This window comes from Candidatus Jidaibacter acanthamoeba, assembly GCF_000815465.1.
Classification (GTDB): Bacteria; Pseudomonadota; Alphaproteobacteria; order Rickettsiales; family Midichloriaceae; genus Jidaibacter; species Jidaibacter acanthamoebae.
In genome coordinates this window covers 67,122-93,100 of sequence record NZ_JSWE01000092.1, presented here as the reverse complement: position 1 = coordinate 93,100, position 25,979 = coordinate 67,122, and the positions used below count along the sequence as shown (strand labels likewise).

Annotated in this window: 22 protein-coding genes and 3 tRNA genes; 10 read left to right on the top strand and 15 right to left on the bottom strand. The window is 34.7% G+C overall.

Annotated elements, in window-relative coordinates:
* Positions 1-101: 101 nt before the first annotated feature.
* Positions 102-1,073, top strand: a complete 972-nt coding sequence (gene dusB, locus NF27_RS03410) for a tRNA dihydrouridine synthase DusB (RefSeq protein WP_039455759.1) — start codon at positions 102-104, stop codon at positions 1,071-1,073.
* Between the two features lie 108 nt (positions 1,074-1,181).
* Here dusB and NF27_RS03405 read toward each other — a convergent pair whose 3' ends face one another.
* The 3 genes from NF27_RS03405 to NF27_RS03395 all read right to left on the bottom strand — a co-directional run bounded on the left by NF27_RS03405 (position 1,182) and on the right by NF27_RS03395 (position 5,488).
* The gene (locus NF27_RS03405) at positions 1,182-2,657 is read right to left on the bottom strand and encodes an ankyrin repeat domain-containing protein (protein ID WP_039455757.1); all 1,476 of its coding nucleotides are present in this window, start codon (positions 2,655-2,657) and stop codon (positions 1,182-1,184) included.
* A gap of 245 nt (positions 2,658-2,902) precedes the next feature.
* Positions 2,903-4,180, bottom strand: coding sequence for a DNA recombination protein RmuC (locus NF27_RS03400; RefSeq protein WP_039455755.1), 1,278 nt, complete (start codon positions 4,178-4,180; stop codon positions 2,903-2,905).
* A 6-nt stretch (positions 4,181-4,186) separates the two neighbouring features.
* Positions 4,187-5,488, bottom strand: a complete 1,302-nt coding sequence (locus tag NF27_RS03395; RefSeq protein ID WP_039455753.1) for a hypothetical protein — start codon at positions 5,486-5,488, stop codon at positions 4,187-4,189.
* 364 nt (positions 5,489-5,852) lie between these two features.
* On the opposite strand from NF27_RS03395, the gene NF27_RS03390 reads away from it, so the two are divergent.
* Both NF27_RS03390 and NF27_RS03385 read left to right on the top strand, forming a co-directional pair.
* Positions 5,853-6,224 (top strand): DUF883 family protein, encoded by a 372-nt coding sequence (locus NF27_RS03390; protein ID WP_039455751.1) that lies wholly within the window; start codon positions 5,853-5,855, stop codon positions 6,222-6,224.
* Positions 6,225-6,234: 10 nt separating this feature from the next.
* A complete protein-coding gene (locus NF27_RS03385) occupies positions 6,235-6,588 on the top strand; it encodes a hypothetical protein (RefSeq protein WP_039455749.1) in 354 nt (117 codons plus the stop codon).
* Positions 6,589-6,950: 362 nt separating this feature from the next.
* On the opposite strand, the gene NF27_RS03380 is transcribed toward NF27_RS03385, so the two are convergent.
* Together NF27_RS03380 and NF27_RS03375 are read right to left on the bottom strand one after the other, a co-directional pair.
* A complete protein-coding gene (locus tag NF27_RS03380; RefSeq protein ID WP_039455747.1) occupies positions 6,951-8,501 on the bottom strand; it encodes a hypothetical protein in 1,551 nt (516 codons plus the stop codon).
* 109 nt (positions 8,502-8,610) lie between these two features.
* Positions 8,611-8,696 (bottom strand) — tRNA-Leu (locus tag NF27_RS03375).
* Positions 8,697-8,802: 106 nt separating this feature from the next.
* Here NF27_RS03375 and ruvA point away from each other — a divergent pair.
* Positions 8,803-9,426 (top strand): Holliday junction branch migration protein RuvA, encoded by a 624-nt coding sequence (gene ruvA / locus NF27_RS03370; protein ID WP_039455745.1) that lies wholly within the window; start codon positions 8,803-8,805, stop codon positions 9,424-9,426.
* 122 nt (positions 9,427-9,548) lie between these two features.
* On the opposite strand, the gene NF27_RS03365 is transcribed toward ruvA, so the two are convergent.
* Positions 9,549-10,013 carry a hypothetical protein gene (locus NF27_RS03365; RefSeq protein WP_039455743.1) on the bottom strand — a complete coding sequence of 155 codons (465 nt, stop codon included), beginning with the start codon at positions 10,011-10,013 and terminating at the stop codon, positions 9,549-9,551.
* Between the two features lie 76 nt (positions 10,014-10,089).
* Between NF27_RS03365 and NF27_RS03360 the strand changes: the two genes are divergently transcribed.
* The 3 genes from NF27_RS03360 to NF27_RS03350 all read left to right on the top strand — a co-directional run bounded on the left by NF27_RS03360 (position 10,090) and on the right by NF27_RS03350 (position 12,288).
* Complete coding sequence (locus tag NF27_RS03360) at positions 10,090-10,728, top strand: diacylglycerol/polyprenol kinase family protein (protein WP_039455740.1); 639 nt, start codon at positions 10,090-10,092, stop codon at positions 10,726-10,728.
* 1 nt (position 10,729) lies between these two features.
* Entirely contained in the window at positions 10,730-12,112 is a 1,383-nt protein-coding gene (locus tag NF27_RS03355) for a hypothetical protein (protein WP_039455738.1), read from the top strand.
* A gap of 100 nt (positions 12,113-12,212) precedes the next feature.
* A tRNA-Met gene (locus NF27_RS03350) sits at positions 12,213-12,288 on the top strand.
* A gap of 96 nt (positions 12,289-12,384) precedes the next feature.
* Here NF27_RS03350 and fliN read toward each other — a convergent pair.
* The 6 genes from fliN to NF27_RS03320 form a co-directional block, all read right to left on the bottom strand.
* Positions 12,385-12,666: a flagellar motor switch protein FliN gene (fliN, locus tag NF27_RS03345; RefSeq protein ID WP_039455736.1), complete on the bottom strand. Its 282-nt coding sequence runs from the start codon at positions 12,664-12,666 to the stop codon at positions 12,385-12,387.
* Positions 12,667-12,695: 29 nt separating this feature from the next.
* Positions 12,696-13,460, bottom strand: coding sequence for a FliH/SctL family protein (locus NF27_RS03340; protein WP_152606833.1), 765 nt, complete (start codon positions 13,458-13,460; stop codon positions 12,696-12,698).
* On the bottom strand, positions 13,423-14,418 hold the full coding sequence (gene fliG, locus NF27_RS03335; protein ID WP_039455732.1) for a flagellar motor switch protein FliG: 996 nt from the start codon (positions 14,416-14,418) through the stop codon (positions 13,423-13,425). The genes NF27_RS03340 and fliG overlap by 38 nt, the downstream gene beginning before the upstream one ends.
* Positions 14,419-14,434: 16 nt before the next feature.
* Entirely contained in the window at positions 14,435-16,081 is a 1,647-nt protein-coding gene (gene fliF, locus NF27_RS03330; protein WP_053332545.1) for a flagellar basal-body MS-ring/collar protein FliF, read from the bottom strand.
* Positions 16,082-16,217: 136 nt separating this feature from the next.
* Positions 16,218-17,033 carry an ankyrin repeat domain-containing protein gene (locus NF27_RS11570; protein ID WP_275574606.1) on the bottom strand — a complete coding sequence of 272 codons (816 nt, stop codon included), beginning with the start codon at positions 17,031-17,033 and terminating at the stop codon, positions 16,218-16,220.
* Positions 17,034-17,068: 35 nt separating this feature from the next.
* Positions 17,069-17,143 (bottom strand) — tRNA-Cys (locus NF27_RS03320).
* A gap of 133 nt (positions 17,144-17,276) precedes the next feature.
* Between NF27_RS03320 and NF27_RS03315 the strand changes: the two genes are divergently transcribed.
* Positions 17,277-19,028, top strand: a complete 1,752-nt coding sequence (locus tag NF27_RS03315; RefSeq protein ID WP_039455730.1) for an ArnT family glycosyltransferase — start codon at positions 17,277-17,279, stop codon at positions 19,026-19,028.
* Here the strand turns inward: NF27_RS03315 and NF27_RS03310 are convergent, their stop codons facing one another.
* Together NF27_RS03310 and thyX are read right to left on the bottom strand one after the other, a co-directional pair.
* Positions 19,029-19,931, bottom strand: coding sequence for a hypothetical protein (locus NF27_RS03310; RefSeq protein WP_039455728.1), 903 nt, complete (start codon positions 19,929-19,931; stop codon positions 19,029-19,031).
* 131 nt (positions 19,932-20,062) lie between these two features.
* Entirely contained in the window at positions 20,063-20,998 is a 936-nt protein-coding gene (gene thyX / locus NF27_RS03305) for an FAD-dependent thymidylate synthase (protein WP_053332544.1), read from the bottom strand.
* A 150-nt stretch (positions 20,999-21,148) separates the two neighbouring features.
* Here thyX and NF27_RS03300 point away from each other — a divergent pair, with 150 nt between their 5' ends.
* Together NF27_RS03300 and NF27_RS03295 are read left to right on the top strand one after the other, a co-directional pair.
* Positions 21,149-23,305: a RelA/SpoT family protein gene (locus NF27_RS03300; RefSeq protein ID WP_152606832.1), complete on the top strand. Its 2,157-nt coding sequence runs from the start codon at positions 21,149-21,151 to the stop codon at positions 23,303-23,305.
* 166 nt (positions 23,306-23,471) lie between these two features.
* A complete protein-coding gene (locus tag NF27_RS03295; RefSeq protein ID WP_084212773.1) occupies positions 23,472-23,954 on the top strand; it encodes a DUF805 domain-containing protein in 483 nt (160 codons plus the stop codon).
* Between the two features lie 145 nt (positions 23,955-24,099).
* Here NF27_RS03295 and NF27_RS03290 read toward each other — a convergent pair whose 3' ends face one another.
* The gene (locus NF27_RS03290) at positions 24,100-25,869 is read right to left on the bottom strand and encodes a PHA/PHB synthase family protein (RefSeq protein ID WP_039455726.1); all 1,770 of its coding nucleotides are present in this window, start codon (positions 25,867-25,869) and stop codon (positions 24,100-24,102) included.
* Positions 25,870-25,979 lie beyond the last annotated feature (110 nt).

The window sequence follows — 25,979 nt, the reverse complement described above, 5'->3', positions numbered from 1 at the left end:
AATCGAGATATGATTTACAAGCTTAAAACCCATACTTTTATTTATTTTTAAATAATAAGTAGCATTTATATCACAAATATCTTTTCAATAACGTTACATATATGACATTTAGCATTGAAAATTATAAAATTAGCTCACCTGTTATTCTTGCCCCAATGTCCGGGGTTACTGATAAGCCTTTTCGCAAGATGGTAAGAAAGTTTGGTGCACCATTACTAGTGACAGAAATGGTTGCAAGTCGCGCGATGATCGTGCAAACTCGCCAATCCATGCAAAAGTGTGCGCTTGATCAGGAGGGAGGCTTAACTTCCGTACAGTTAGCCGGCTGTGAACCTGATATCATGGCTGAAGCTGCGAGGTTAAACGAAGATATGGGAGCAAAAATTATTGATATTAACTTCGGCTGCCCTGCTAAAAAGGTAGTTAACAGCTACTCAGGCTCTGCGCTTATGCGCGATGAGAATAAAGCTTTTAAAATTTTAGAAGCGACTGTTAGAGCGGTGAAGGTTCCGGTTACCCTCAAAATGCGAATGGGTTGGGACGATAATAGCCTTAATGCCCCTAAACTTGCAAAAATGGCAGAGGATGTCGGGATAAAAATGATAACCGTTCACGGACGCACCCGTTGTCAATTCTATTCCGGTTCGGCAGATTGGGAATTTATCAGGAAAGTTAAAGACAGCGTAAGTATTCCGGTTATTACCAACGGGGATATAAAAACTTTTTCTAATGCGGACGAGGCATTAGAAAAATCAAAAGCTGATGGTATAATGATCGGGCGTGGTGTTTACGGGAAACCGTGGCTTATAAACCAATTAGCTCATTATTTATCAACAGGTGAAAAACTACCTGATCCTTCTATTGCCGTTAAGCTTGAAACATTATTGGAACATTATGAAGAGATATTATCATATTACGGAACGCAAGCAGGGATGATGATGGCAAGAAAGCATATTAGCTGGTATAGCTCAAGCCTACATGGCTCAGCTGAATTCAGATCATCTATCAACCACTCTTCGGATCATAACCAGGTAACTCAGCTGATTAAAGAGTTCTTCGGCAGGTTTGAATAAAAAGATTTAAGGTAAAATTTTACCTTAAATCTTCAGAACTTATTTTAAATCCAAGTATTACACATTTGCCGAGAAAAGAAGTAAGTGTAATGTAACTTATATTGATAATTACAATGCTCTACCCTTATTTTCATCTCCTCGATCCTTATCATCCTGTTTTTTAATTTTACGCGCATGACTTTCCCGGCTAGAAGTGTTTTCATTATCTGCTGCCCTTTTATTAGCATTTTTAATTTCCCGAGAAAATTGCGGTTCCGTGGTAGTACATCCATCTATAATCTCATCAATTCCGCTTATAATTGCGCCCTTAATTTCTTCTTTACTTTTATTGTAATGTTTTATCAACGCTTGATACATTACATTCATAAGATCACTTCTTAATTCTTGAGATACATAATTTTCAAATTGTTCTGACTTACCTCCGAGCACAGGCGCTATCCAACTACTTATCTCTTCCGCAGCAGGTAGTTTATCAAAACTACTATTATGTTTTCTACATTTATTTATAACAATATCTGCCATAAATTTAGAAGCTTTTAAAATATGATCTAAATTTCTCGCCTTCTGCAATTCTTCTATATAATTTAGCTCAGGTGAATGATCTCTAATAAAGTGAGGATAAAATTCTTGTAGCATTTCTCTTGCACACCTTTGCTTTAACTGTACCAAAGCTTCATTATCTTTTAATATTGCCGAAAGTAAGTTTGAGTACTGTGACTCACTTGCTAATGAATTTGCTGCTATTTTTATAATATATTCAACTACTTCATTAGGCATATATTTTATATTTAAAGAAAATAGATTTGAGCGCATGTCATTGAAAGCTCCTATAAAGAGTAAATTCTTACCGAAATTAGTCACCTCGTCTCTTAGCAAAGAAAATTCACTTTCATTTTGCAACCCTAATAAGTTCAACCATTCAGGTAAGATTTCCTGCCTTCTTAAATAAGATATAGATTTTGGTTTTGATCCTAATATTTGCCAGAGCCCTTGTTCTTTAGCAGGAGGAAGAAACCCTTTAACATCATAAGCCATAAGTAAAGCGGCAATATTGATATCACGAGGTGAAGACCAAGCATTAAGCGGCTGGAATCCCTTCTCATAGTCTGAATATTCGTTTTCTCTATTTTCGTCAACTGAGTTAATTAGTTCTGGTTTTTTGTTTAAAATATATTTCATCACTTCTATTTGGCCATGCTCGGCAGCATATAGAAAGATATTTTTTCCTTTCATATTAATCGAATCAATTAAATTTTGATCAATTAATAAAAGGTGCATCATCACTTCTATTTTACCATGCTTAGCAGCAATAAAGAACGCACTGTCCCCCATATCATCAATAGCATTAATACATTTGGCATTTAGATCTAAAATATAATCCATTACTGCTACTTGCCCATGCACGGCGGCAAGCAGGAAGCCTTGGCTTCCAAACGTGCGAGGTACACTTGTAATTGTATTAGAGGTACTGTATTTCATATACCCTTGATCCAATTTATTAATAAGTTCAGGTACTTGCACACGGAGATTATGCAGTTCTTCTAAATTACCGTTTTTTACTGCATTAAAAAAAGCTTCTCTCATACCAACCTCTTTCTCAAAATAAAATTACAAAATACTTTGCAATTTTAACATATAATAAAAAGTTATTAAACTTATTTTTTAAATTCGAGCGTTTTTTGATTAAAAATCAGCAATCCTCATAGTAAAGCTATATTAACTAATATAAATAAAATTCCTTATAGTAATCTGTTATCAATATTCTTCAAATACTACCTCTGTGTCTATTGCAGATTATTTATTAAATTCAATATATTTAAGTAGGATATCTACATTATCGGCGGTTCTACCAGGTCTTGAAGCTCACCTGAGTTATCATTCTCAGATAAACTCTCTACATTTTTAAGTTTGCGCTGAATTGACCTGGTTCTGACCTCGGCATCCCCTATCACCTTACTTGCCTGGTCTAATTTCAGCTTAGTTTTGTTAAGTATATCGGAGAACTTATAAAATTCATTTTTAACCGCACTTAAAACTTTCCAAACTTCACTTGAACGTTTTTCAATTACCAAAGTTTTAAAACCCATTTGCAGACTGTTTAAAATTGCGCTTAATGTAGTCGGACTGGTAATAATTATTCTATATTCTCTTTGCAAATATTCAATCAAACCCGTTCTTCTGATTGCCTCGGCATAAAGGGTTTCCACAGGCAAAAACATGATGGCGAAATCGGTAGTATGAGGAGGCTGAATATATTTTTCGGATATTAGTTTAGCACAAGATTTTATACTGCTTTCAAGCAATTTCGAATATTGCTCTACTTCCTCTAAACTTCCTTTCTCTTGAGCTTCAAGTAACCTATGAAAATCCTCAATAGGGAATTTAGAGTCAATCGGCAACCATACCGTTTTCTCAAGCTCTTTTCCGGGTAATTTAACTGCGAACTCAACTCTATTGCTTTTCTCCGGAATCACTAATACATTTTTTTCATATTGTTCATGAGTAAGCATTTGTGTGATCAGGGAATCAAGCTGGACTTCTCCCCAAATACCGCGTACTTTTATATTAGTTAAAACTTTCTTTAAATCTCCTACACCGCTTGCCAGTGTCTGCATTTCTCCTAAGCCTTTATGCACCACTTCCAACCTTTCACTCACCATTTTGAATGATTCGCTCAATCTGGTTTCTAAAGTGTTATGAAGCTTCTCTTCCACGGTTTCACGCATTTTTTCCAGTTTCAAGCTATTGTCGGTTTGAAGTTTATGTAAACTTTCCGATAAATCTTTTCTAATATTATCAAATTTAATTTCGTTAAGCTTAGTGAGGTCGGAAATTTGCTTACCAAACAATTCCAATTGATTCTTTTGCATTTGCCCCATACTTTGCAAGCTATCTCTAATGGAATTATTAGTATGAGTTAAATGCTGGAAGCTATCTTCCCTGGCCTGCTTGGAATTAACTTCAATTATTTCTGATAATCTTGTAAGACTAAACTTAAGCTCCCTGATTAAATTACAGGATGTTTGATGCTTAATAAGAAGCACAGCTATAGTTATAGCCATGCCTATTGAAATCCCAAGCAACGCATATATTAAATATAAAGGCATATAAAATTATTTTTCCTTAGCAGGATTCATTATTTCTTCCGAACTGATAGAGTTATCTTCCGCTATTTCATCGGGAGCTTTAAAAGCTCTAAGCCCCGGAAGATTAGCAAAGAAAATGGCTTGAATCTGCTTGATCACCAGCATTATCGGCTTACCTGAAATTGTGGCCGCATCAGGTGTTCTGATTATCTCTAAAATAATATCATTCTTATTTTCCACCTCACCGACGGAAAGTCTCTTTAACATACCAGCAAAAGTGTGAACCTGCTCCTCATTTACCTTTTTTATCGGCATTAAACGCTGATTGCTTGAAACCTGATCAATATAATTATTGATTTCAGAAGCATAGATTTCCAACATCTTTTCATATCCTCTTAAATAAACTTTAAAGTTAAATAGAGGGAAAGAATTACTTGGAATTTTCTCATACCCTCCTTGAATAGTTATACCGAAAGGCCGGGTACTGATTTCAACTTTTTTAAACTCAATTTTATGGGTATTAGCTGTAGGTTTTGAAGCAGGCGATAATTTATTTTTCTTCTCATTTTCATCAGAAGAGTGCTTTAATTCATTACTTAACAAATCAAGCTCTAAACTTATATTACCTAACTCAACTTGACTTAAATGCCTGGATTGCATCTTAGGGTCTTTAGCAGCATAGTTAGGATTATATTTCAAATTTGGCATAGTAAATTTTATACCCGATGAAGCACTATTATTTTCATTTTTGTTGACTATCCAAAAACTAAAGCAGTCTCCACTAAATAATAACTGATTTTCATTGGTTTTATCATATGCTTCAAACTTATCATTATAATAAAGCATTTCTTGTATGTGATTATTAAACTTGGAAGTATCTGTCTCATCTTTAAGCTTTGCAAGAGATCCGTTCAGCTTTAAACTTAAAAAGGGCCGTTTATTACCTTCAAAATCTTTAAACTTAATTAGTAATTCCTGCTTATGACTTATGGAGTTAGCTACCGAGTGCAGATGATTCGGAAAAATTATTTTTATCCGATTACGAATGGGGTTACTTCTTAAGTCGATTCTCTCCATATTTTTAATATTATAATATTTACCTGAACCGTATTTTATTGAAGGTTTTTCAATTACCGCTTTTACATCCCAAGCCAGAAAATTAGTAAATTTTATGTCTTTATACTTAAATTCCACTCCTTTTAAAACCAGCTGCTTGGTCATAGTTTCCACTGATTTTGTTATGGTACGGGTGTGTGCAAACCAAAAACCAAAGTTAGCTATTAAAAGTATTATAATTATTACAATGATAGAAGTAAAAAATTTACGCATGGATAAAGCTTAAGTTAAAAAGTATTTATAAAGATATTGTTAGCGTACTCTTGATTTGTCAATCGGGAAGTTGAAACAACTCAATATAACTTAAGAAAAAATATCTCTAAGCCATACAACGGGTTTACTCTACGGATAAAAAAGAGACTTATGTTTATCTAGTATGCTACTATGATCAAATAGTGAATATTAAATAATTATAATATATATAATAAAAACTGATAAAAAAAATTGTAAAAGATAAATTTGTGTGCTAGGTATCTAACTATCATGTAAATTTTTACAAATGATATCTAGGTCATTAAACGATTTTTACTAACTAATATTGTTTTAAACACAATAATAAATTATAGGAGATAAGTTTATGAAACAGACTGAAAACTTAAAGAACGACTACCAATCCCTCAAAAAAGATCTAGCCGATACAACAAAAAAAGCCGGCGCTGCTGCTGAAGATAAATACAATGAATATAAAGAAAAAGGCAAAGAGGTCGCGGAAAATATCGGAAACAAATACAACGAGCTTAAAGAAAGAGGTAAAGAAATGGCGGAAAATATTGAAGAGAGAGCTTATGAAATGGGCGCAAAAGCCAAAGATATGATGAACGATGCCGAAGACAAACTTAAAAAAGGTGTTTCTTGCCTGGAAGATCAAGTTAGAGCACATCCTATGGTATCAGTCACTGCTGCAATGCTTGTCGGTGCAATGCTAGCTAAACTTTTTTCAAAAAAATAAGAGTAGGCATATGCTTAAATATATGGTTTTAGAATATCTTAAAAACAGAATAGTAAGCCCGCAGCAAAATAGTAATTTTTCTATATGCGTTATAGTGCTTATGTTATTAGGATTTATCAGCTTAATAGTAGCGGAGTGTTATCTGTCTTATTATATATATAAATATGCGATAACCTTACTTCATTATTCCGAGCTGAAAGCTTCCGCGATAACTGCAAGTATATTTTTACTGCAAGCTGTTATTCTCATTTGTATAGGTTACTTAAAATTTAAGAAGCCTATGAAAAAAAATTGGGTAACTGAAGAAAAGGATAAAGTTAAAAGCATAACTTCAGCCTTTATTCAAGGCTTTCAATCAAGATAACAATATAGAATAAAAAAGATTAAAGCTTACTTGGAAAAGGGCTCTTTTAATAAGAGCCCTTTTTTATTATGTATAGTAAATTAAGTTGAATACCTAACGCATTTATTCAAATATAATAAGTAAGTTTAATATGACTATATAGCCTACAACTGAAAAATCAGATAATAAGAACAGTAAGAAGCACGCGCCTAGCCGCCATTTATAACGCGTGCTCGTATAAATGACTATGTCATTTATATGTAAACTTAGTTTAATTTTTTATAGTTCAACTATACTCCCTACATGTAGGGTATCCAACTTAATTTACTATAATTTCTCCCGCACAAAAACATATTTTAGGCTATTGATAAAGCGGGTAAAACTTATTGAATGATCTCGTTTTCACCCGGAGATACGATGAACTCATTATAAGATAATTCTTCTAAGCCGGATTGCTCCTTATTAGAGTCTAAATATTTTGAGACTTCAGGTGAAATATTTGTTTTCCAAAAAGATATCATATCTGCAAAATAATAACTGATCAGCTCCTCATTAACACCTTTGGTAAATAGTTCAGGCACTCTTACTATTAGCTCAGCTTCATATTCGTGAGACTCTCTATAAATAAAATCATAAATTCTTTCAATGAGTTCCTCATTGCCGAATTTTGAAATTAATGAACCAATCTCATTTTGGTAATTACTATACACGTTATTTATAATTTTAATTATTTCATGGGACTGCTCTTTACCAGTCATCTGGTAGATATTTTCCAGATCTTCTTCAGACTTATCACTAAATCTTTTAATTAATTCCTTTACATGATTACTCAATTGAATGTCATCAATTTTACTTGAATTAAATTGATCATAAGCTTCTTTAAAAGCAAATAAACCCAGTAGGGATTTATTCTTGATCAAGTCAATAAGCTCACGATTCGAATAACTTGAAAAATCAGAATTTTCTTCAGTTAAACCTAATACTTCAGCCAGTTTTTCCAAAGTACTGCGCTCAGCTTTCAGGTATAATTCCTGCATAAAATAATCATTTTTGCCGAAAGGTTTATTATCATTTGAAAAAAGCATATAAAACATACTATGCGCCGCTTCATGAACTATACCTGCCCTCGCAATTTCCGAGCTTTCACTTGGTAACACCATAAAAACCTCCCCGTCCGGAAAAGATACTGCTATATCATCACTTTTTTTTACTCCGCTTGAGGCATAAATAGTAAATCCCGGTTTATAGTCAGCGGTAATTATATTAAATATATCCTGATGCATAAATGTAGCACTAAGAACGCTTTCATGATTATAAGCGTTAAACAATATTTCTTTGTTATATCCGGCTTCAGCTTTAGTTTTGGTTAATAATATATGCGGTAGAGAATACGGAAATTCATTTTTGTCCAATAGATATACCATATCTTTTAGGTTTGGATGATTTTCAAAAAAACGAGCTTTTTCATCTTCTCCCGAGCTAATTATATTGTTATAATTTTCTATCGCAAAATTAAACATTTTATTAATATCTTTAAATGTATTCTTCATTTCTTCTTGTAATACTTGTGGCTGTCTATTCAAACAAAACACTAAATTTTTAATAGAACCTTTTACTTCATTTCGTTTAAAATCCATCTTAGTGGAAAAGCTGGATGTACACATGTCTCCTCCGATTTCCGATAACTCCATTGCATTACCGGCTACCGTTTCCGCGTCATCAAATCCTGCCGCCTTCAAACGTTCAATTAAATTTTCATATTTCCCCTCTTCCTGTAGCTCGCCCGGTTCCACGCCAATGAAGCCGACATCAACTTTTACTCTCTCAAATGCCGCAGGAAGCGTGTTATATATCATTAATGTTTCACTTTCCGGGTCTTGTTCAATTGGAAACGAGAGAGTTAAATTAGTATTTTTTAACGGGGTATTAAGCATATCAATTCACCTAAATTAATAATATAAAAATAATTATAATTTATAAGATTTACTAGTTAAATAGAATTTTTATTAATAAAATGTGAATATTGAAAAAATAAGGAATAAATGGTACCCGCAGCCGGACTTGAACCGGCAAGGGATCGCTCCCCACGGATTTTAAGTCCGTTATGTCTACCATTCCATCATGCGGGCACAATATGAAACTGCATTATGCCTATTATTACAAATAATTCAACAACTTTTATTGCAGTAAATCATTTTTTATGGCTCTATATAAAAAACTTATGTGAATTTATATATGATAGGTAAACTTACCGGAATTATTGACTCAATAGAAGATGATCATTTAATTCTTGATGTAAACGGGGTGGGTTACTTAGTTTATTGCGCGGGTAGCACCTTGGCATCCCTTAATATAAACCAAAATTTAGCTATTCTTACTGAAATGATTGTAAAAGAAGATCAGCTCACTTTATACGGGTTTACCAATACTTCCCAAAAGAAATGGTTTAAATTGCTACAAACCGTGCAAGGTGTAGGGGCTAGGATGGCACTTTCCATATTAGGCATCTTAACTCCCGACCAACTGATCAGCGCAATTTTAGCTCAGGACTATAATAGCTTTAAGCAGGTATCAGGGATTGGAGCTAAACTAGCCTCTCGTATTGTTAACGAGCTGCAAAACAAAGAAGGCATAACTTCGCTATCCGGTGGCTTAACCGGGGGTTCACCAAACAAATCCTCCGCTTTTGCCTCACAATCACAAAATATAGTAGGAGATGCTCTTTCCGCCCTCTCAAATTTAGGATTTAATCGTAGCGAAGCTTATAGGGTGCTGACGGAAATATATAATCAGAATAACGAAATAACTTTAGAGCAGCTGATTAAACAAGGCTTGGCAACATTAGGCAGAAGAGGATGAAGGAGCTGAAGAGAGGCAAGTTGCAAAGATATTACAACTTCATAGTCAGATTAAAAACGCTCACATTACTAAAGGCAAAATGCGATCAAGCCAAATTTTATATTTCAATACTATTACAAACCTTACCTACCCCTACCCTGGCTTTTACCTTGAGAAGCTGATTGGGCTTTTATTAAATTAGTCCAAAACCCATTATTAGGTGAATTATTTTGAAACTGCAGTCTTGCCATAATATAACTCATTTTCTGACCCATGATAAACCTTGACCAAAAACCTTTAGGCTCAGCAAGGCCGACGATCTTAGCGTCTTCAAATTGTTTGTCCAGACCTTTAGGATTATATATGCTAACCGCCGATTCCATCTCTTCCTGTTTTAACTTCTCTGCAAGTTTATTACGTGCCAGCGGTTCATTATGCGGCCTGATTGCTTTAGGGTCACTTTTACGGAAAGGAGATTCATTAACAATCTCTTCAACCAATTTATTCACCTTCTTTTGCTCGGATTTAGATATAAGAATGCTTATTACTATTATTAAAAATAGTATTAATATGCTTGCCGCAATTATTATATAAATTAAATTTTGCATAAAAAGATTTTTAGCTATTATATATTTATAATATCATTCCTATAAAATATTAACAACATAAGATACCTTGGAAAAAATGCAGCATAAACAAAATTTAACTAATGAGATATTTAGGAAACTCATACACTTATCTTCCATATGGGTTCCGCTTTCTTTATTTTTCATTCCGATCGGTTTCATGCAAGCAGTCTTTTTTACTTTAGCTCTATCACTCACTTTATTTGATAGTTTAAGAATCAGCAAAAAACCGGTCGGTCAAAAAATAAGAAAATTTTTAAATATAATTAAGCTAAATTTTATTTATCGCGAACATGAAATAAATAATTTGAGCGGTGCGACTTATATGATGATTTCTGCTGCCCTTTGCTCATTTATTTTTGATGCGGAAATTTTTATAATTAGCTTTAGTATTTTAATCATTTCAGATACCTTAGCCGCAATAGTCGGTAAAAGCATAGGCAAACGTCCTATATATAATAAAACATTAGAAGGAAGCATTACATTTTTTATTTCCGCTCTAATTATTTCAGAGGTTTTATATGTATTTATGTTACAGAAGATCGGCTATAGTTTAACTATTCTGGTTATAGCATCTGCAGTTACTACGCTTGTTGAGCTTTATTCCAAAAAATTTAAAATGGATGATAATTTAAGCATCCCGATTAGCTTTGGTTTAATTTTATTAATTTATAAATATTTTATGCACTATAATTGATATGGATGAGTCAGATCAAATAACCGGCATACGCCCAATAAGACCAATCGACCCGATAGGGTATGAAAACCTGATAACCTCATTTCCGCAAAGCTTGATAAGACAAAAACCTAAAACACGGATTAAAGGACTGGTTGTAAGCGTAGATAAACAACAGATTACGGTAAAAACCGCGCTTGGTGAAGTGATACTTAAATCAAAGCTAAATTATGAGACCGGCACGGAACTGACTATTGAGCCTTATATACAGGGGGAGGACGTTAAGCTCAAGATTTACGCTCTAAATTCTGAAAATAAAGCTGCGTTTACGACTTTTAACCTGGTACGGAGACATAAACCATACAAAAAAAACACCTATGTTGAGCAAGCGTTTAAAATCGATAAAACCCCTGAATTTATACATGCAATACTGGTCAATAAAAGAAACTTAAAACTAATTACTGACAACCCTAATATTTTAGAAGTCATTTCAGGCCATCTGCCTAAAAATATAAGCAACTTAGAAGGAATCTTTTACGAAGGAAGCAAATTTCAATTTAAATTGCTGCAAATCACCGAGTATGACGAATCGGTAATATACCTATCTTCGGAAAATAAAATAATTTTATCTGCAACAATAAACTCTAACGATAAATTTAGCGAAGCTATCTTAGAAACTATTATCGGCAATTTTACTTTCAGTAATCATGAACTGAAGTTTAAAAACGAGGATTTTATTTATCTTGAATTAAGTGCAATTTTACCTTTGGAAGTTGAAGCTTTAAAGCTTAATAACCTAAATGAAATGCTACAGTTTCTGGATAGTATGGAACATAAGCCTATTCCCCGATCCGCTCCACCTATTGACTATTTAGATTTATTAAAACTCAAGCTTGATATCGATGATGATTTTTTAGCTATCAATCTTGCACAAATTTTATTAGTTAATTTCCAAAAGAAACCGGCAAGAGTAGAGGAGGAGAATTTAGGAGAAAAAATTCAAATTGTTACCGGCCGCATATATGAGCTAAGCTTAAACATGCCGTGGCAAGTTATAATTGCTCCCATCATTCATAACGAAATATTATATTTCATAAAATTTTTTATCAAGAAGCCTATACAAGAACCCAAAGAATTAGTCAGGCGCTTTATAATTGAACTTGATACCGTGCAGTCGGGGAAAATAGTATTGGACGGATTATTTACCAAGAATAAAAATATTACTTTGTTGTTCTTAAAGTTAAAGTCCAAAACTATTTTCAATTTCGATTTTGAAGAAGAGATAAGAAACTTATTTTCAATGATTAGCAAATCCCAAGGCTATGAAGGCACAATCCGCTTTAGTTCTCTTGAGGAATACTCTTCTCCGATAGTTGAAAATCTTCGTTCAATACGCTCGCTTTAGAGTTAAGAAGTATGAGAATAGAGCATATTAGTCCCTAAAATATAAAAAAGCAGTTGCAAAAAGAGCAAATTGTTATTAGATTCTCTTCTGAAATCATTACGGCGGAGTAGCTCAGCTGGTAGAGCAGAGGAATCATACTCCTTTTGTCGGGGGTTCAAGTCCCTCCTCCGCTACCACTTATTTAAATTAACGCAATTTTTTAAATTATATATCTCATATCACTTGTAAGTATAATATAAATTCTCTTTACTTATGGTAAGCCTAAGAAAGTTTTATTCTTTGTTTATAAGCTCAGTTAAAGTAATACCGATTTTATTGTCAACAAGCACTATTTCCCCCTTAGCTACCAAGCGGTCATTAACATAAATATCAATTGCATCTCCGACCTTACGATCAAGCTCGATTACCGCTCCGCGGGTAAGCTTAACCAGTTGGTTAACTTTCATTTCAGCTTTGCCCAACACTGCTGAAATCTGTAGCGGGATATCATATACTACTTGCAAGTTAATATCACCTTCAAGGCTGCTGCCTAAATTTTCCGTATTTTCCGTCATATACTATGCTCCTCGTTAACTGCTACCATTTATTCTTTATTTTCAGTTTGTTTTAAATTATTTTCAACATCATTTTCATATTTTTCTGCTTTAAAATATTTTGCATATATATTATCTAAAGCGGCAATGATTTCTTGTTTGGATTTTTTAATGCATGCATCTTGAAACTCAACCGCACAATCCTCTCTACCTAAGCTATGATCGATAGCAAACATTAAACTTCCTTTAAAATTATGCTCACTATACGCTTTTTCTATCTCATCTTTAATATGTAAATAAGTTTCCGGGTTTAATTTAATATTTAATACCGGCTCATCGGCAAAATGGTTAAAATTATCTTTTATAAAATTAATAATAGAGTTTTCATCAGCTGACTGTTCAGCGCTTCCTTTAATTTTATCGGCAATAGCAAAAGCAAGCTCGGCACAACCTTGAATTAACCCATCCTGATCGGAATTAATATTCAAACTTAGTTCATTAATTTTTTCCATTATACTATTAAGCGTAGTAAGGATTGTATGTTTAAATTGCTCTTCTAATCCTTTTTGCTTTTCGATCCCTTGGAGTTCGCCTTCTTTAAAAGCCTGCTTTTTCGCATCCTCTAAATCTTTTTGAGAATAAAATATATCTTTTAAATCATCATTTGTTTTTTTCTCAACTTCTGAATTATCATTAAATAATAAAGCATTGTCATCATTAGTAAGAATATAAGATGACGCTCCGAATTCAGTAAACGGGAACCTTGCAGTTGTCATATTAATACACCATCTGATCGCCGTTTTCGCCGGTTGCAATCTCTATCTCAGCTTTATTGATTAATTCCTTGACCGAATTAATGATTGCAGTCTGTGCTTCATTAACATCTTTCAATTTCACCGGACCCATACCTTCGATCTCCTCTAATAATATTTTAGCAGCCCTTTGCGACATATTCTTTATAAACAAATCTCTGATTACTTCAGAAGCTCCTTTTAATGCGAGCGCAAGTTTAGATTTATCAATAACTCTAAGCACGGTTTGAATACCGTTGCCTTCAATTTTCTTAAGATCTTCAAAGGTGAACATCAGGCTTCTGATTTTCTCTGCCGCTTCTACGCTATATTCCTCAAGCATCCCCATAAACTTCTCTTCCACATTTCGTTCCAAGTTATTAAATACTTCAGCTATAATTTGATTATTATCACGTTTTTGGGTTTTGCTGAGGCTACTTATAAATTCTGATTTTAAAGTTTTCTCTACTCTTTCTAATACTTCTTTTTTAACCGTATCCATAACCAGCATCCGCTTAATTACTTCAAAAGCAAACTCGGGACTAAATAAACTAAGAACTTTAGAAGATTGCACAGGGTCAAGCTTGCTTAAAACTAAGGCTGCAGTTTGCGGATATTCCTTCTTTAGATAATTAGCGAGCAACTCTTCTCCGACATTGGCGAGTTTATCCCATATATTCCGACCCGCTGGGCCTCTGATATCTTCAAGGATTGCATCTACCTTATCTTTACCTAATATTTTTCTAAGGAAGCGCTCCGTATTTTCTATATTTCCGACTAATGATAGGTTTTCGGTAATCTCAACACTGAATTCACTAATTAACTTTTCAATTGATTCGGGAGGAATACTTCCTAAATTCGACATTGCTAAAGAAATTTCTCTAATCTCACTTTCCTCAAGCATTGAAAATATCTTAGTAGCAAGGTCATCATTCAATGTCATAATTAACATTGCCGCCTTTTCAACCCCTTTATTTTTCATTTCTCCCTACCCCTTATTATTCTTGGTATATCCAGTTTTTAATCAAGGATACCGTCTCCTCCGGGTTTTTCTCAACGAGTTCGTTAAATCGTTTAGTCACCCCTTCTTTCCTTTGCTTTTGCTCTTCCAAAGTAGTTTGGTCGGTGCCGGCATTAGTTCCTCCCGACATTAAACCATTCCCCAAAGCCATGTTTTTCGTATCAGCTAATCCTTTAGCCATTCCTTTCATTTCCTGTTCCAGGCTTGCCATAACATCAGAGGTTAATCCTTGTTCTTGAATTACACTCTTAGCTTTTTCTAAGGAACGCAATACAAGCGGCCTTATTACTAAAAGAACCATTAATATCAGCACTATTCCGATTACCACCGTTTGGACGATATTTTGTATATCATTTTTAATGAAATCAAACATTCCTTCCTTAACGGGAGCATCAACGAAATCGGTAGCAAAAGGCATATTTATAACTTCTACTTTATCACCTCTCGTAATGTTTACTCCGACACCTGAAATAATCAGCGATTTTATTTTATCTAATTCAGCTTGGCTTCTTTCGTTATATTTCATTTGCTTGGTAGTCGGATCGATTTCATAATTACCGTCAACAAGCACTGCAATCGATAAGGCTTTTACCTTTCCGTTTTCTATAACTTTATTACTGACGGTTTTTGAAATTTCATAATTGATAATTTCATCAGTCCTTGAGCGCTGTCTTGAACTGCCTGCCGCCGTCCCTTGCTTAGCATTCGGAATATTTGATGAAACACCGACCACACCGCTAGGCTCTGTATCATTTTCATTCTCTTCACTGCTTTTTTGCGATCTCACTACTTGACTACTCGGGTCATAAATCTCTGAGCTGATAACCTCACGATCCAAATCCATATCTACGGCAACATTAGCTTTAACTTTTCCGATCCCGATCGTTCTTTCCAGTAAGTTTTCAATTTCCTGCTTGAGTTTATTTTCTATATTGAGCTGCATTTCCATTGCAGTAGAAGCAAGATTGGCCGCACTCGTATCCTCAGCCCCCAATTTCAAAGGCCTACCGAGGTTATCAACTATAGTTATGTTCTCAATTTTAAGTCCGGGCACCGCAGTTGCGACCAAATTGGCAATGGAAGCCACTTCAAGCTTACTTAACACTTGATTCCCTTTCATTTTAAGTACTACCGATGCTGAAGGCTCGGAACCGATTTTTGAGAATAATTCTTTTTTAGGTATAACAAGATGCACTCTTACATTTTCAATCTGGTTAAGGCTGCTGATAGTTCGCACCAATTCACCTTCCAATGCCCTTACTAAATTAACGTTATAGACAAATTGCGAAGTACCTAATGCATCATTACGATCAAAAATTTCATAACCTGTAATATTTCCGGAAGTCGGAAGCCCTTCTTGAGCGAACATCATTCTAAGCATTAAAAGCTTATCACTGGGTACGCTTATCTCAGTACCTTCTGTGTTGTTCTCATACTTTATTCCCATTGATTGCAATTTCATTCCGATCATACTTGCATCTTCTATCGAAAGATTTGAATAAAGCGGAGTTAAAACCGCCGAAGACATTTTAAAAACCAGAAAAATAAAGAAAGCTATCACTATTATTGCAGCACCAATAATAGCAGAGATTTTTGCCGCACCCAGCTTCTTTAAAAACTCCATTAACCCTCTAACCTCTTACCCATCTATATGTATCATAACTAAAATTTTATATAAATAAAGAGGGTGCTTCAAATTTTAATTATTTTTTAATATTTATAAGTTGCCTTACAGCCGCTTCGAACTAAAAGTATATTACTTATTCTGAGCTATCTTCTACCCTTACAGCCTCAGTAATTTTAACTTTTCTTGCTTTCTTGAGTTTAATTTTATTTGAAGATTTTTGCGCTATGTAGCTATCAAAACTATTATCAATTGTAATGATCACTTTATTATCATCCGGTATAGTATTGGGCTTAGCCTTAAATATTTTTTGACGAATGGTGCTGAAAAAAGAGCCTTTCGGTTTATCTCCGTCATCCGTTATAATGATATTTTTTTTATTTTTGATTACTTTTTCTTCAGTACTTAAACTAGCTTCAGGTACCGGATTTAGAACAGAATTATTCATGGCTAGTTTATTATTAACCAGTTCTTTAATCTTTGTGCCAGATGATCGCCTAACTAAAGTTAATATATCCTCTCCCTTATCATTTTTCCTCTTTAAGTCGAGAGTATTAAGCAGTGCTTCGAATGCTTTAACGCGGTCATTGAGTATAGCTCGCATGGAAGGAGTATATCCTTCAAAATCAGGGATTTCTCCATAAACGCTATAATCAATTAGTAAACTTACTATTTCATAATGGCCTTCTCTAGCTGCAAAGTGTAAAGCAGTAGCACCTCCCATATCCTGTAGATCAGGGTTTGCTCCCTTTTTAAGCAGATATCTCACCACTTCCGTATGCCCCATATAGGCGGCTCTTATCAGAGCAGTGGCATTTATTTCACCTTGTATATCAAGTGGATACCCTGAAGTTGCAATTTTTTTTACCATGGCCAGGTCGCCGTTATTTGCCGCATTAATAAGCGGGTCTCTAAATAAGTTTTCTTTCGAATAAGAAGTATTGGAGAGAATTAAGAAAACAAGGAATAAAAAAAGGATTTTAATTTTGGAGGCCGAGGCCGGAATCGAACCGACGAGTGGCGGATTTGCAATCCGCAGCATTACCACTTTGCTACTCGGCCATAGTATCCTAAAGGCACCGCTTATTTTATTGATTAATCTTAATAGGTCAAGTTGCATATTTTAAAAAATAAAAGAAATAATTTATTTTTATACTTATTTGAGTATTATCGTTTTAATTCAAATTAGCAAGCAATGAAAACCTCAACCAATAAACTTTTGTATTTTATAGCTTTTATTCTTCTTTTAGTAGGAAGCATAAGGATTATATTAACATATGATAAGCTTACTATTTCTCCTGATGAATTAGTGCATGTTGCAACCGGTTTAGAACTGATTGAGAACGGAACTTATTATTTAGAAGCTCTGCATCCACCGCTGGCAAGGTTATCGGTTGCAATTCTTCCTTATCTGGGAGGAGCAAGTTTGAGTGAAGAATTTTATACTAAGTATTCCCATCCCTTCAATGAAAATAGCGGTTATAAGCAGAGCTTTGAAGGAAGGAACCTTGGCGGTCAGCAGATATTTTTTGCTAAGAGCCATGATAACTATAAGAAAATGGTGTTTTTAAGCCGCTTAGGCATACTGCCTTATTTTCTTCTCTGCGGATTAGTCATATTTATATATGTTAAAAATCATATAGGTAGCTATGCTGCATTATACTCAATTTTGTTTTATACCACACTTCCGATAATACTTGCAAATAGCGGGCTTGCCACTACCGATATGCCGATGTGTGCATTATTAGTCTGCACGATTTTTTCCTTACTGAATTGGTTAGAGAGTGCTTCATTTAAAAATACTTTATTGCTTGGCTTTTCTTTTGCGCTACTTGTGGTAGCAAAATTTTCGGGTGCTATTTTTTTTCTAATGGTTGCCGCACCCGTCATACTTGCTAAAGACTATGCAACCGGCAAAGTTTCAAGAGGGTTTAACGGAGCAAGAGTTACATCAATTATATTAATCAGCATAATTACTTTCATTACAATTTGGTATACTTATAATTTTGAGCTTGCAACTTTATCTTATCCTTATTTTTTAACTCCTGAAAAAGTAAGCGCCTTAAAAGCCGTCTTATCGGATCTAGGATTAAGCGAAAACTTGGTCAATAAATTATTTACCGTAAAAATTTTACCGTTTCCTGAATTTTTTCATGGCTTATCAGATTTAAGTGACCGTATCGCTTATGTCTATGCCGGGTATATTTTCGGTAAAGTTTTACTATTTCAAGGAGTTTGGTATTTCTTCCCTGCTGCGGCTTTATTTAAGACTCCCCTACTTGTTTTAGCTTTAGGGCTATTGGGCTGCTGCTTATTAATAAAAATATTTATCAGCCAAAAAAATTGGAAAGTAGTAGTCCCGGTTATCGTGATATTTACGCTGCTTTTAGCAAGCACAACTTTCAACATGAATATAGGACTTAGGCATTTATTACCGATTTTCCCGTTTCTTTGTATTACGGCAGGCTACTCACTGGACTTTTTACTAAATAGGGGATCACTATTTATAAAAGGAGTAACTATTCTTTTACTTACAGCCTACTTAGTTACCACAGCTCTATCCCACCCGTTTTATGTAGCTTATTTTAATTTTATGGCTCAGGATAGGGGAGAAGAAATTTTAATTGATAGTGATTTTGATATAGGTCAAGAGCTGGAATATGCACTTACCTTTCCTGAGGTTCATAATAATATTGATAGCTTAAAACTTTACTACTCAGGCCTTGCTGATCCCGGGTTCTTTGGTTTCAAAGAATATGTACTTTATCAGATAGAACTGCACCATAAAAACTTTAATATAAATTTCGGCAACTCAAGGTACTTATTAATTAGTATCCCGTTACTTAAACTACTGCCTAAGGAAAAGAAGTTACATATAGCAAAATGCAAAGGTGCCCGAAGAATCGGGCAGACTTTCATGCTTTATGATTTTAACAGTTGTATTTAACTATCCTCTACTTGATGAAACGTGCCCTTCATTACCCTGAACAGCTTTTTTCAATCCTTCCAATCTATCTTTCCATTTATTCATTTTTTCTGAACAAACTTCTTCTGTAATCTCTTTAACTTTTTTGCCTTCGCCTTCACCTTTAAGCAAAGAGCATTCATGTTTATAAGCACCGACAAATTCATTTACACATTTAAAATATTTACTTTTTACCTCATTCATATTAAGTATACTTTCTTCTGTTAATAATTGCTCTTTTGATTTACTCGGAAAAAGCGTATTCCAAGCAATTGTACAAAGCGAAGTTATTCCAAGTGCAACAGCACCATAAATGGCTACGGAATATGCTTCCTGTGATTTATATTCATTCCAGTAAGTAAGAGCCGAACCGAGTGTAGCTCCTATTATGGAGTAAATTAACAAACATCCGAAATTACCTATTTTCGGACTAGATTGGGAAATACACTCTTTTACAAGTAATCTTCTTTGATTACATTTTGCGTTATAATCTTTAGCCATTTCTTTATAAAAATCATCAAAGCTTTTTACTGCTTCTTTTTGCTCTTCAGAATTTTCTGAGCCTGAAAGCTTTTCAAGTTGAGCTAATATGTTTTTTTCAAGCGCATTATTTAAACTACCCTTCCCATCCCCTGCTTCATCTCCTGCCGAAATCACACGTGCAATCATAGGTTCAGATATTTCCTCAACTTTTAACCTATTAAGAATTGATGATGCTAGCACGGGAACAAAAATTTTCTTCATTCCCTGCTCAATCTTGGCTACCTTATCATAGTCATTTTTTAACTCATAGTTTTCTTCTAAAACTAACCTCATTGCCTCATAACAGGCTTTTTCAATTTCTTTATTTATTATACTTTCAGGACTTTGAATTAAAGCTTTCATCTTAATAACCTCCTTTTCAAGTAAACTAAACTTATTTTAATACTTTCAGTTAAAGCATTATAATCTATACTATTTCTACTCTTTAGAAGAAGACAGGTAAAATAAAATATAATTTAACGTATTAATTTATATTACTTTTCAAGTACCATCATAAGCTCATCCCATTCACGCTTAGACATACCGCTTAACTCTTGAGTTACCTTTTCGCCGGCAAGCATTCTTTTTACCACACCCATGCCCTGCTCGGAAATCGAGGCTGAATTCAAACGATAATTTTTAAATGCTTCAAAAGTCAGCGGTAGCCATTTTTCTAAGATTGAAATAATAGCATTAGCATATTCTCTAATCTCAAATTGAGCATGCGCATCCGCTCTAAGCCTTAAAAAGTGAAGAAGATTATTCAGATCCACCTTCCAATACCATTGAGTATAATAATTCACCGGCAAATTCATCCTGGCAAGTTCACGAGTAAGCCCTGCACGGCTCGGATCTAATACTTCGTTAGTCTCCTCGTTAAGGTTAAGCATTTCCATATAATGCTTATAGCTTTGTTCGGAATCATTTTTTAAAATTTCTAGTACTCTGGCTGCTTCCTCGCCCTCTAAAACTCCTCCCCTACCCTGCCTGTTAGTATGTGATTGCATGGCTAAATTTTCCGGTGCCGGGATATAGAATTCTTTATCCAAAATAGAATAACGAGCGGAATATTCATTAACATTTGCAGTTCTATGCCTTATCCATTGTCTTGCAATAAATATAGGAAGTTTTACATGCAACTTTATTTCACACATCTCGAACGGGGTGGTATGCCAGTGGCGCATTAAGTAATTAATAAGCCCTTTATCCTCATTAATTTTCTTAGTACCCTTACCGTATGAAACCCTTGCCGCTTGGACGATTGCAGAATCATCACCCATGTAATCTATTACTCTTACAAAGCCGTGATCCAAAACCTTGATCGGTTCAAAAAGTATTTCTTCAAGTGCATCTACGGTTGCTCTTGAGGTTTGTTTCTTAAATTGCTTTGCTTCTCTAATTTCATCTAATTGAAGTTGACTTAAACTCATAATCCCTTAATCAAATAGTTTTTTATATACTATTAACCCAAATAAAAACTTTTGCAAATTGAGTTTAAAAATTTCCTAAGGTTTTCTTTTCTTGTGATTAATTATAATGTAAATTAATAGAGTACTACTACTCCTATATAAGGCGCTTAGATGGAACCGATTGTTTTACAGGAAAAAGAAAAATTAATTAAGCGGATCGCAGAATCCAAATCTAAAGCAAAGGTAGCTAAAATCGAGGCTGCATTTAATATGGCTTATGAAGCACATAAGCCACAGTTTCGCGCTTCCGGTGAGCCTTATATTCTTCATCCGCTTGCAGTTGCTGATATTTTACTGGATTTAAACATCGACACCGCCTCAATTATAACCGCTCTACTGCATGATACCGTAGAAGATACTCATGTAACCATTGAAGACATTGAAAAAACCTTTGGCAAGGAAGTAGCTAAGCTAGTCGACGGAGTAACTAAATTAAACAAAATTGAAAACCAACCGGAAAATGTTAAGCAGGCTGAAAATTTCAGAAAATTATTACTGGCAATTTCTAAGGACATTAGGGTTCTTCTTGTAAAGCTTGCCGATAGAGTGCATAATATGCGCACTCTAAGCTATATGGGCAGTGATGATAAAAGGCTTAGAATCGCTCATGAAACTATGGAGATTTATGCACCACTTGCTGAAAGAATCGGTATCCATAAATTTAAAAATGAATTACAGGATTTAGCTTTCGCCGAGCTGCATCCGGATATGAGGAAATCTATCCTAAGCAGACTGACTTTCCTCAGAAAAGAAGGATGCTCTCTGGTAGATACTATTGTTAACGAAATTACCGGTATACTTGCTCAATCGGGAATAAAAGCAGAGGTACACGGTAGAGAAAAAACTTCCTGCTCTATTTGGCGTAAGATGGAACGCAAGAATGTTACTTTTGAACAATTATCCGATATTATTGCCTTCAGAATTTTAATTGATAATATTGAGGATTGTTACCATGCACTTGGGGTAATGCACTCCAAATACCATGTTATACCGGGAACTTTTAAAGATTATATAAGTACACCGAAAGCTAACGGCTACCAATCCCTGCATACGGTCGTAATGGGTCCGGAGCGCAGATGCATTGAAATTCAGATCAGAACTTATGAGATGCATGAAGTTGCCGAACTTGGTTTTGCAGCTCACTGGTCTTATAAACAAAATAATCCTTACGGCCATGAAGGCACCCAGTTCAGATGGGTACGAGAACTCCTGGATATTTTAGAAAATGCCTCCTCTCCCGAAGAGTTTATGGAGAATACTAAGCTTGAGATGTATTATGATCAGGTGTTCTGCTTCACTCCCAAAGGTGATTTAATTGCACTGCCTAAAGGCGCCACCCCGATTGATTTTGCTTTTGCCGTTCACTCTAATGTAGGCTTAAGCTGTATCGGAGCCAGGGTTAACGGTAGGATAGTACCGCTTAAAACCGAGCTTGAAAACGGTGATCAAGTCGATATCTTACGCTCTAAAGTGCCGATGCCTTCTCCAACCTGGGAGAAAATCGTTATAACAGGCAAAGCAAGAGCGGAAATCAGAAAATTCATTCGCTCTAAACAGAGGGAAGAATATATTAATCTCGGTCGGGCTATTTTAACTAAAACTTTTGAGCAAGCCGGAAAAGAATATAAAGAGAAAGATCTTGAACCGATTTGCGAACAGTTCCAATGCAAAACTATTGAAGATATTTTAGTTTCGGTGGGAGACGGTATATTAAACAGGCTTGAAGTGTTGAGGGCGATTCATCCGGAAGAAAAACCTGCACGTAAATCTTTAAATCCTCTTTCTCTACTACGCTTTAAACCTAAAAAAGAAGAGGCAAGCCAATCTTTGCCTATAAAAGGCTTGATTCCCGGCATGGCAGTGCACTTTGCAGGTTGTTGCCATCCGCTCCCGGGCGATAGAATCGTCGGGATCGTAAACACAGGGAAAGGAATTACTATTCATACGCTGGATTGTGAGATGCTGGAGAACTTCTCAAGCATACCGGAAAGGTGGATAGATGTAGGCTGGGAAGGTACTGGAGATGAAGCTTATGTCGGAAGAATTAAGGTAGTAGTGGCTAATGAAACCGGAGGGCTGGCAGCGGTCACGAGCTGTATCGCCGCACAGGATGTTAATATTACCAATATAAAAGTAGTCGGTCGTTCACTGGATTTTTTTGAATTACTGATTGATATTGAGATTAAAGGTACACAGCAACTTGTCGGTTTAATCACAGCGGTAAGGGCACTTAATTGCGTCCATTCGGTGGATAGAGCGAAGAGTTAAAAATTTGTTAATGATTTCTTGATTTTCTTGAAAAACATTTCATAATAGTCGACATTTAAAAAACTATTTGGTATTTTTTAAATAAAGATATATAATAGGCAAGTTTTAAATATGATTATAACTTATGACTAACATAACAAGAAAATTAAACTAATTATTTGAAAAAATTATTTTTTTTAATATTCCTTCAAGGATAAATAGAATTAGATATTTTGCTAGAACCGGGTTAAATTTATTGATTGTAATCGCTGTATTTTTCAGTTTAATAGCCATCATGTACGGTTTAAGTATTATCTTTCCTGGTGTTATAAAAAAATTTAAAGATGCTAATTCATATGTTGCTTTAGCTGCTTTTGGTATCCCTTGTTGTATTGGGTTTATTAATATGATTATATTAAGAATAAAAAGGCTACATGATTTAAATTCTAAAGGTGGGTGGGTATTACTGTCTTTTATCCCCGGTGTACAAGCTTTCTTTGAACTAGCACTTTTTTTAACCGACGGGACTAAGGGGGATAATAAATTTGGTGCACGTCCTGATAAAGCTACAAAAACGGAATATATTATCGCTGTAATACCGTTATTTATTATACTTTTATTTATATTATATGTTATAGGGAAGTATACATATTATAGATACATAGCTTAACTATCTTTTCCGACATTAATAGAGAAAATAAATTCGGCTTACCTCCGGCTAGAACTTCAAAAGCAGAAGGGTAAACATAATATAAAAAAACGCGCCTAAAGTAAATTAGGGCGCGCTTTTCAAAACTATTAATTTAACTTAATATCTAAACAATCTGTTTTTTAACATAGGAACCGGGAGCAGCCTCAATAGCAGCTTTAGCATTAATTTTACGGGGTTCAACTAATTCTCCCGATTTAGGCTCCAGCCATTTGTCCCAATCAAGCCACCAAGAACCCGCCACTTCCTTAGCATTATTAAACCAAGTATCAGGGTTTGCATCATACTTTTCATTCACCCAGTGATTATATTTATTTTTGCTCGGATGATTGACAACTCCCGCCACATGTCCTGATGCACTGAGCACAAATCTTACATCACCTTTATAGGTTGAAGTTGCTTTATAGGTAGCCTTCCATGGTGCGATATGATCTTCACGAGTTGAAAGCACATAGGTAGGCAGATCAATTTTGCTTAAATCAATACCTTGGCCGCAGAGTGATATACCGTTTGGCTTTATTAGTGCATTATCTTGATACATATTTCTTAAATAGAATGAATGCATTTCAGATGGAAGCCTGGTCGGATCGGCATTCCAGTATAAAATATCAAACGGAAACGGTTCTTTTCCAAGCAAGTAGTTATTTACATAAAACGACCAAATCATGTCATTAGCTCTTAGCATACTGAAAGTTTGCGCCATTTCGGAACCGTCAAGGTAACCTCTCTTATCCATCCTGTTTTCAAGCATGGAAAGTTGCTCTTCATCAATGAATACGCCTAAATCACCACATTCCTCAAAATCAATCAGCGTAGTTAAAAAGGTTGCAGACTTAATATTATTAACTTTCTTACTTTTTAGGTAAGCTAAAGTACAGGCAAGTAATGTACCCCCTAGACAATAGCCTAAGAAATTTACTTCTTTTTCTTCGGTTATTTCCTGCACAACTTTAAGCGCAGCAAGTGGGCCTTCTTTCATGTAATCTTCAAAATTCTTACTTTTGAAGTTTTCATCCGGGTTATTCCAAGAAATCATAAATACGGTATAGCCCTTATCTACAATCCATTTTACAAAAGAATTTTGCGGCTTAAGATCCAGAATATAATATTTATTAATCCATGCAGGCATCATGATTAAAGGAACTTTTTTTACCTTATCAGTTGTTGGTGCATATTGAATCAGCTGCATCAAGTCATTTTGATATACCACCTTTCCTTCGGTAATCGCTAAGTTTTCACCTACTTTAAAAGCTTTAAAATCAGTGGTAGCAATTGAAAAATTACCTTTGCTTCTTATCGCATCTTTTAAGAAATTTTCAGCTCCCTTGGCAATATTTTCCCCGTTTGTTTCCAAAGTTTCTTTAATCACCTGCGGATTAAGGTGAGGAAAGTTAGTCGGTGCCATTGCATCAATAAATTGCTTAATGAAAAAATCAAGTTTATGAATTTCTTTTTTATCAAGATTGTGGCATTCTTTCATTACATCTTTTACCCAAGCGGAATTCAGGTAATAAGCTTGCTTAATAAAGTTAAAGAACGGGTTATTCTCCCATGCTTCATCGATGAACCGATTATCTTTACCTTCGGCCTTAAACTCAGGTTCGATCTCTTTACCCGCAGCCTTCTGCGCTACATTAGTCATAAGCTTTAAGTAATCTTTATATAGCTCCAAGCTATGTTCAAACATCTTTTCCGGATGAACATATATCTCTTGCATAGCCTTGCGTGTTGCATCGGATAAATTAAATGGATCCGGCTCCACAGCTTTCATTTTATCGGCCATATTTGCCGCCATTTCACTAAAAGCATTTTGGTAAGCCATGAATGCATGTATTAAATTCTCGGATAGTTTATGAGAATCGTAGTTGGTATTCATTTCTCCTCCCCTATTGGTCTTTAACATATTGAAATTCTATAAATATTAAGTTAAAACATTTTTTTATATAACACACTAACTATTTGATTTATACTCATATAAATTAACAC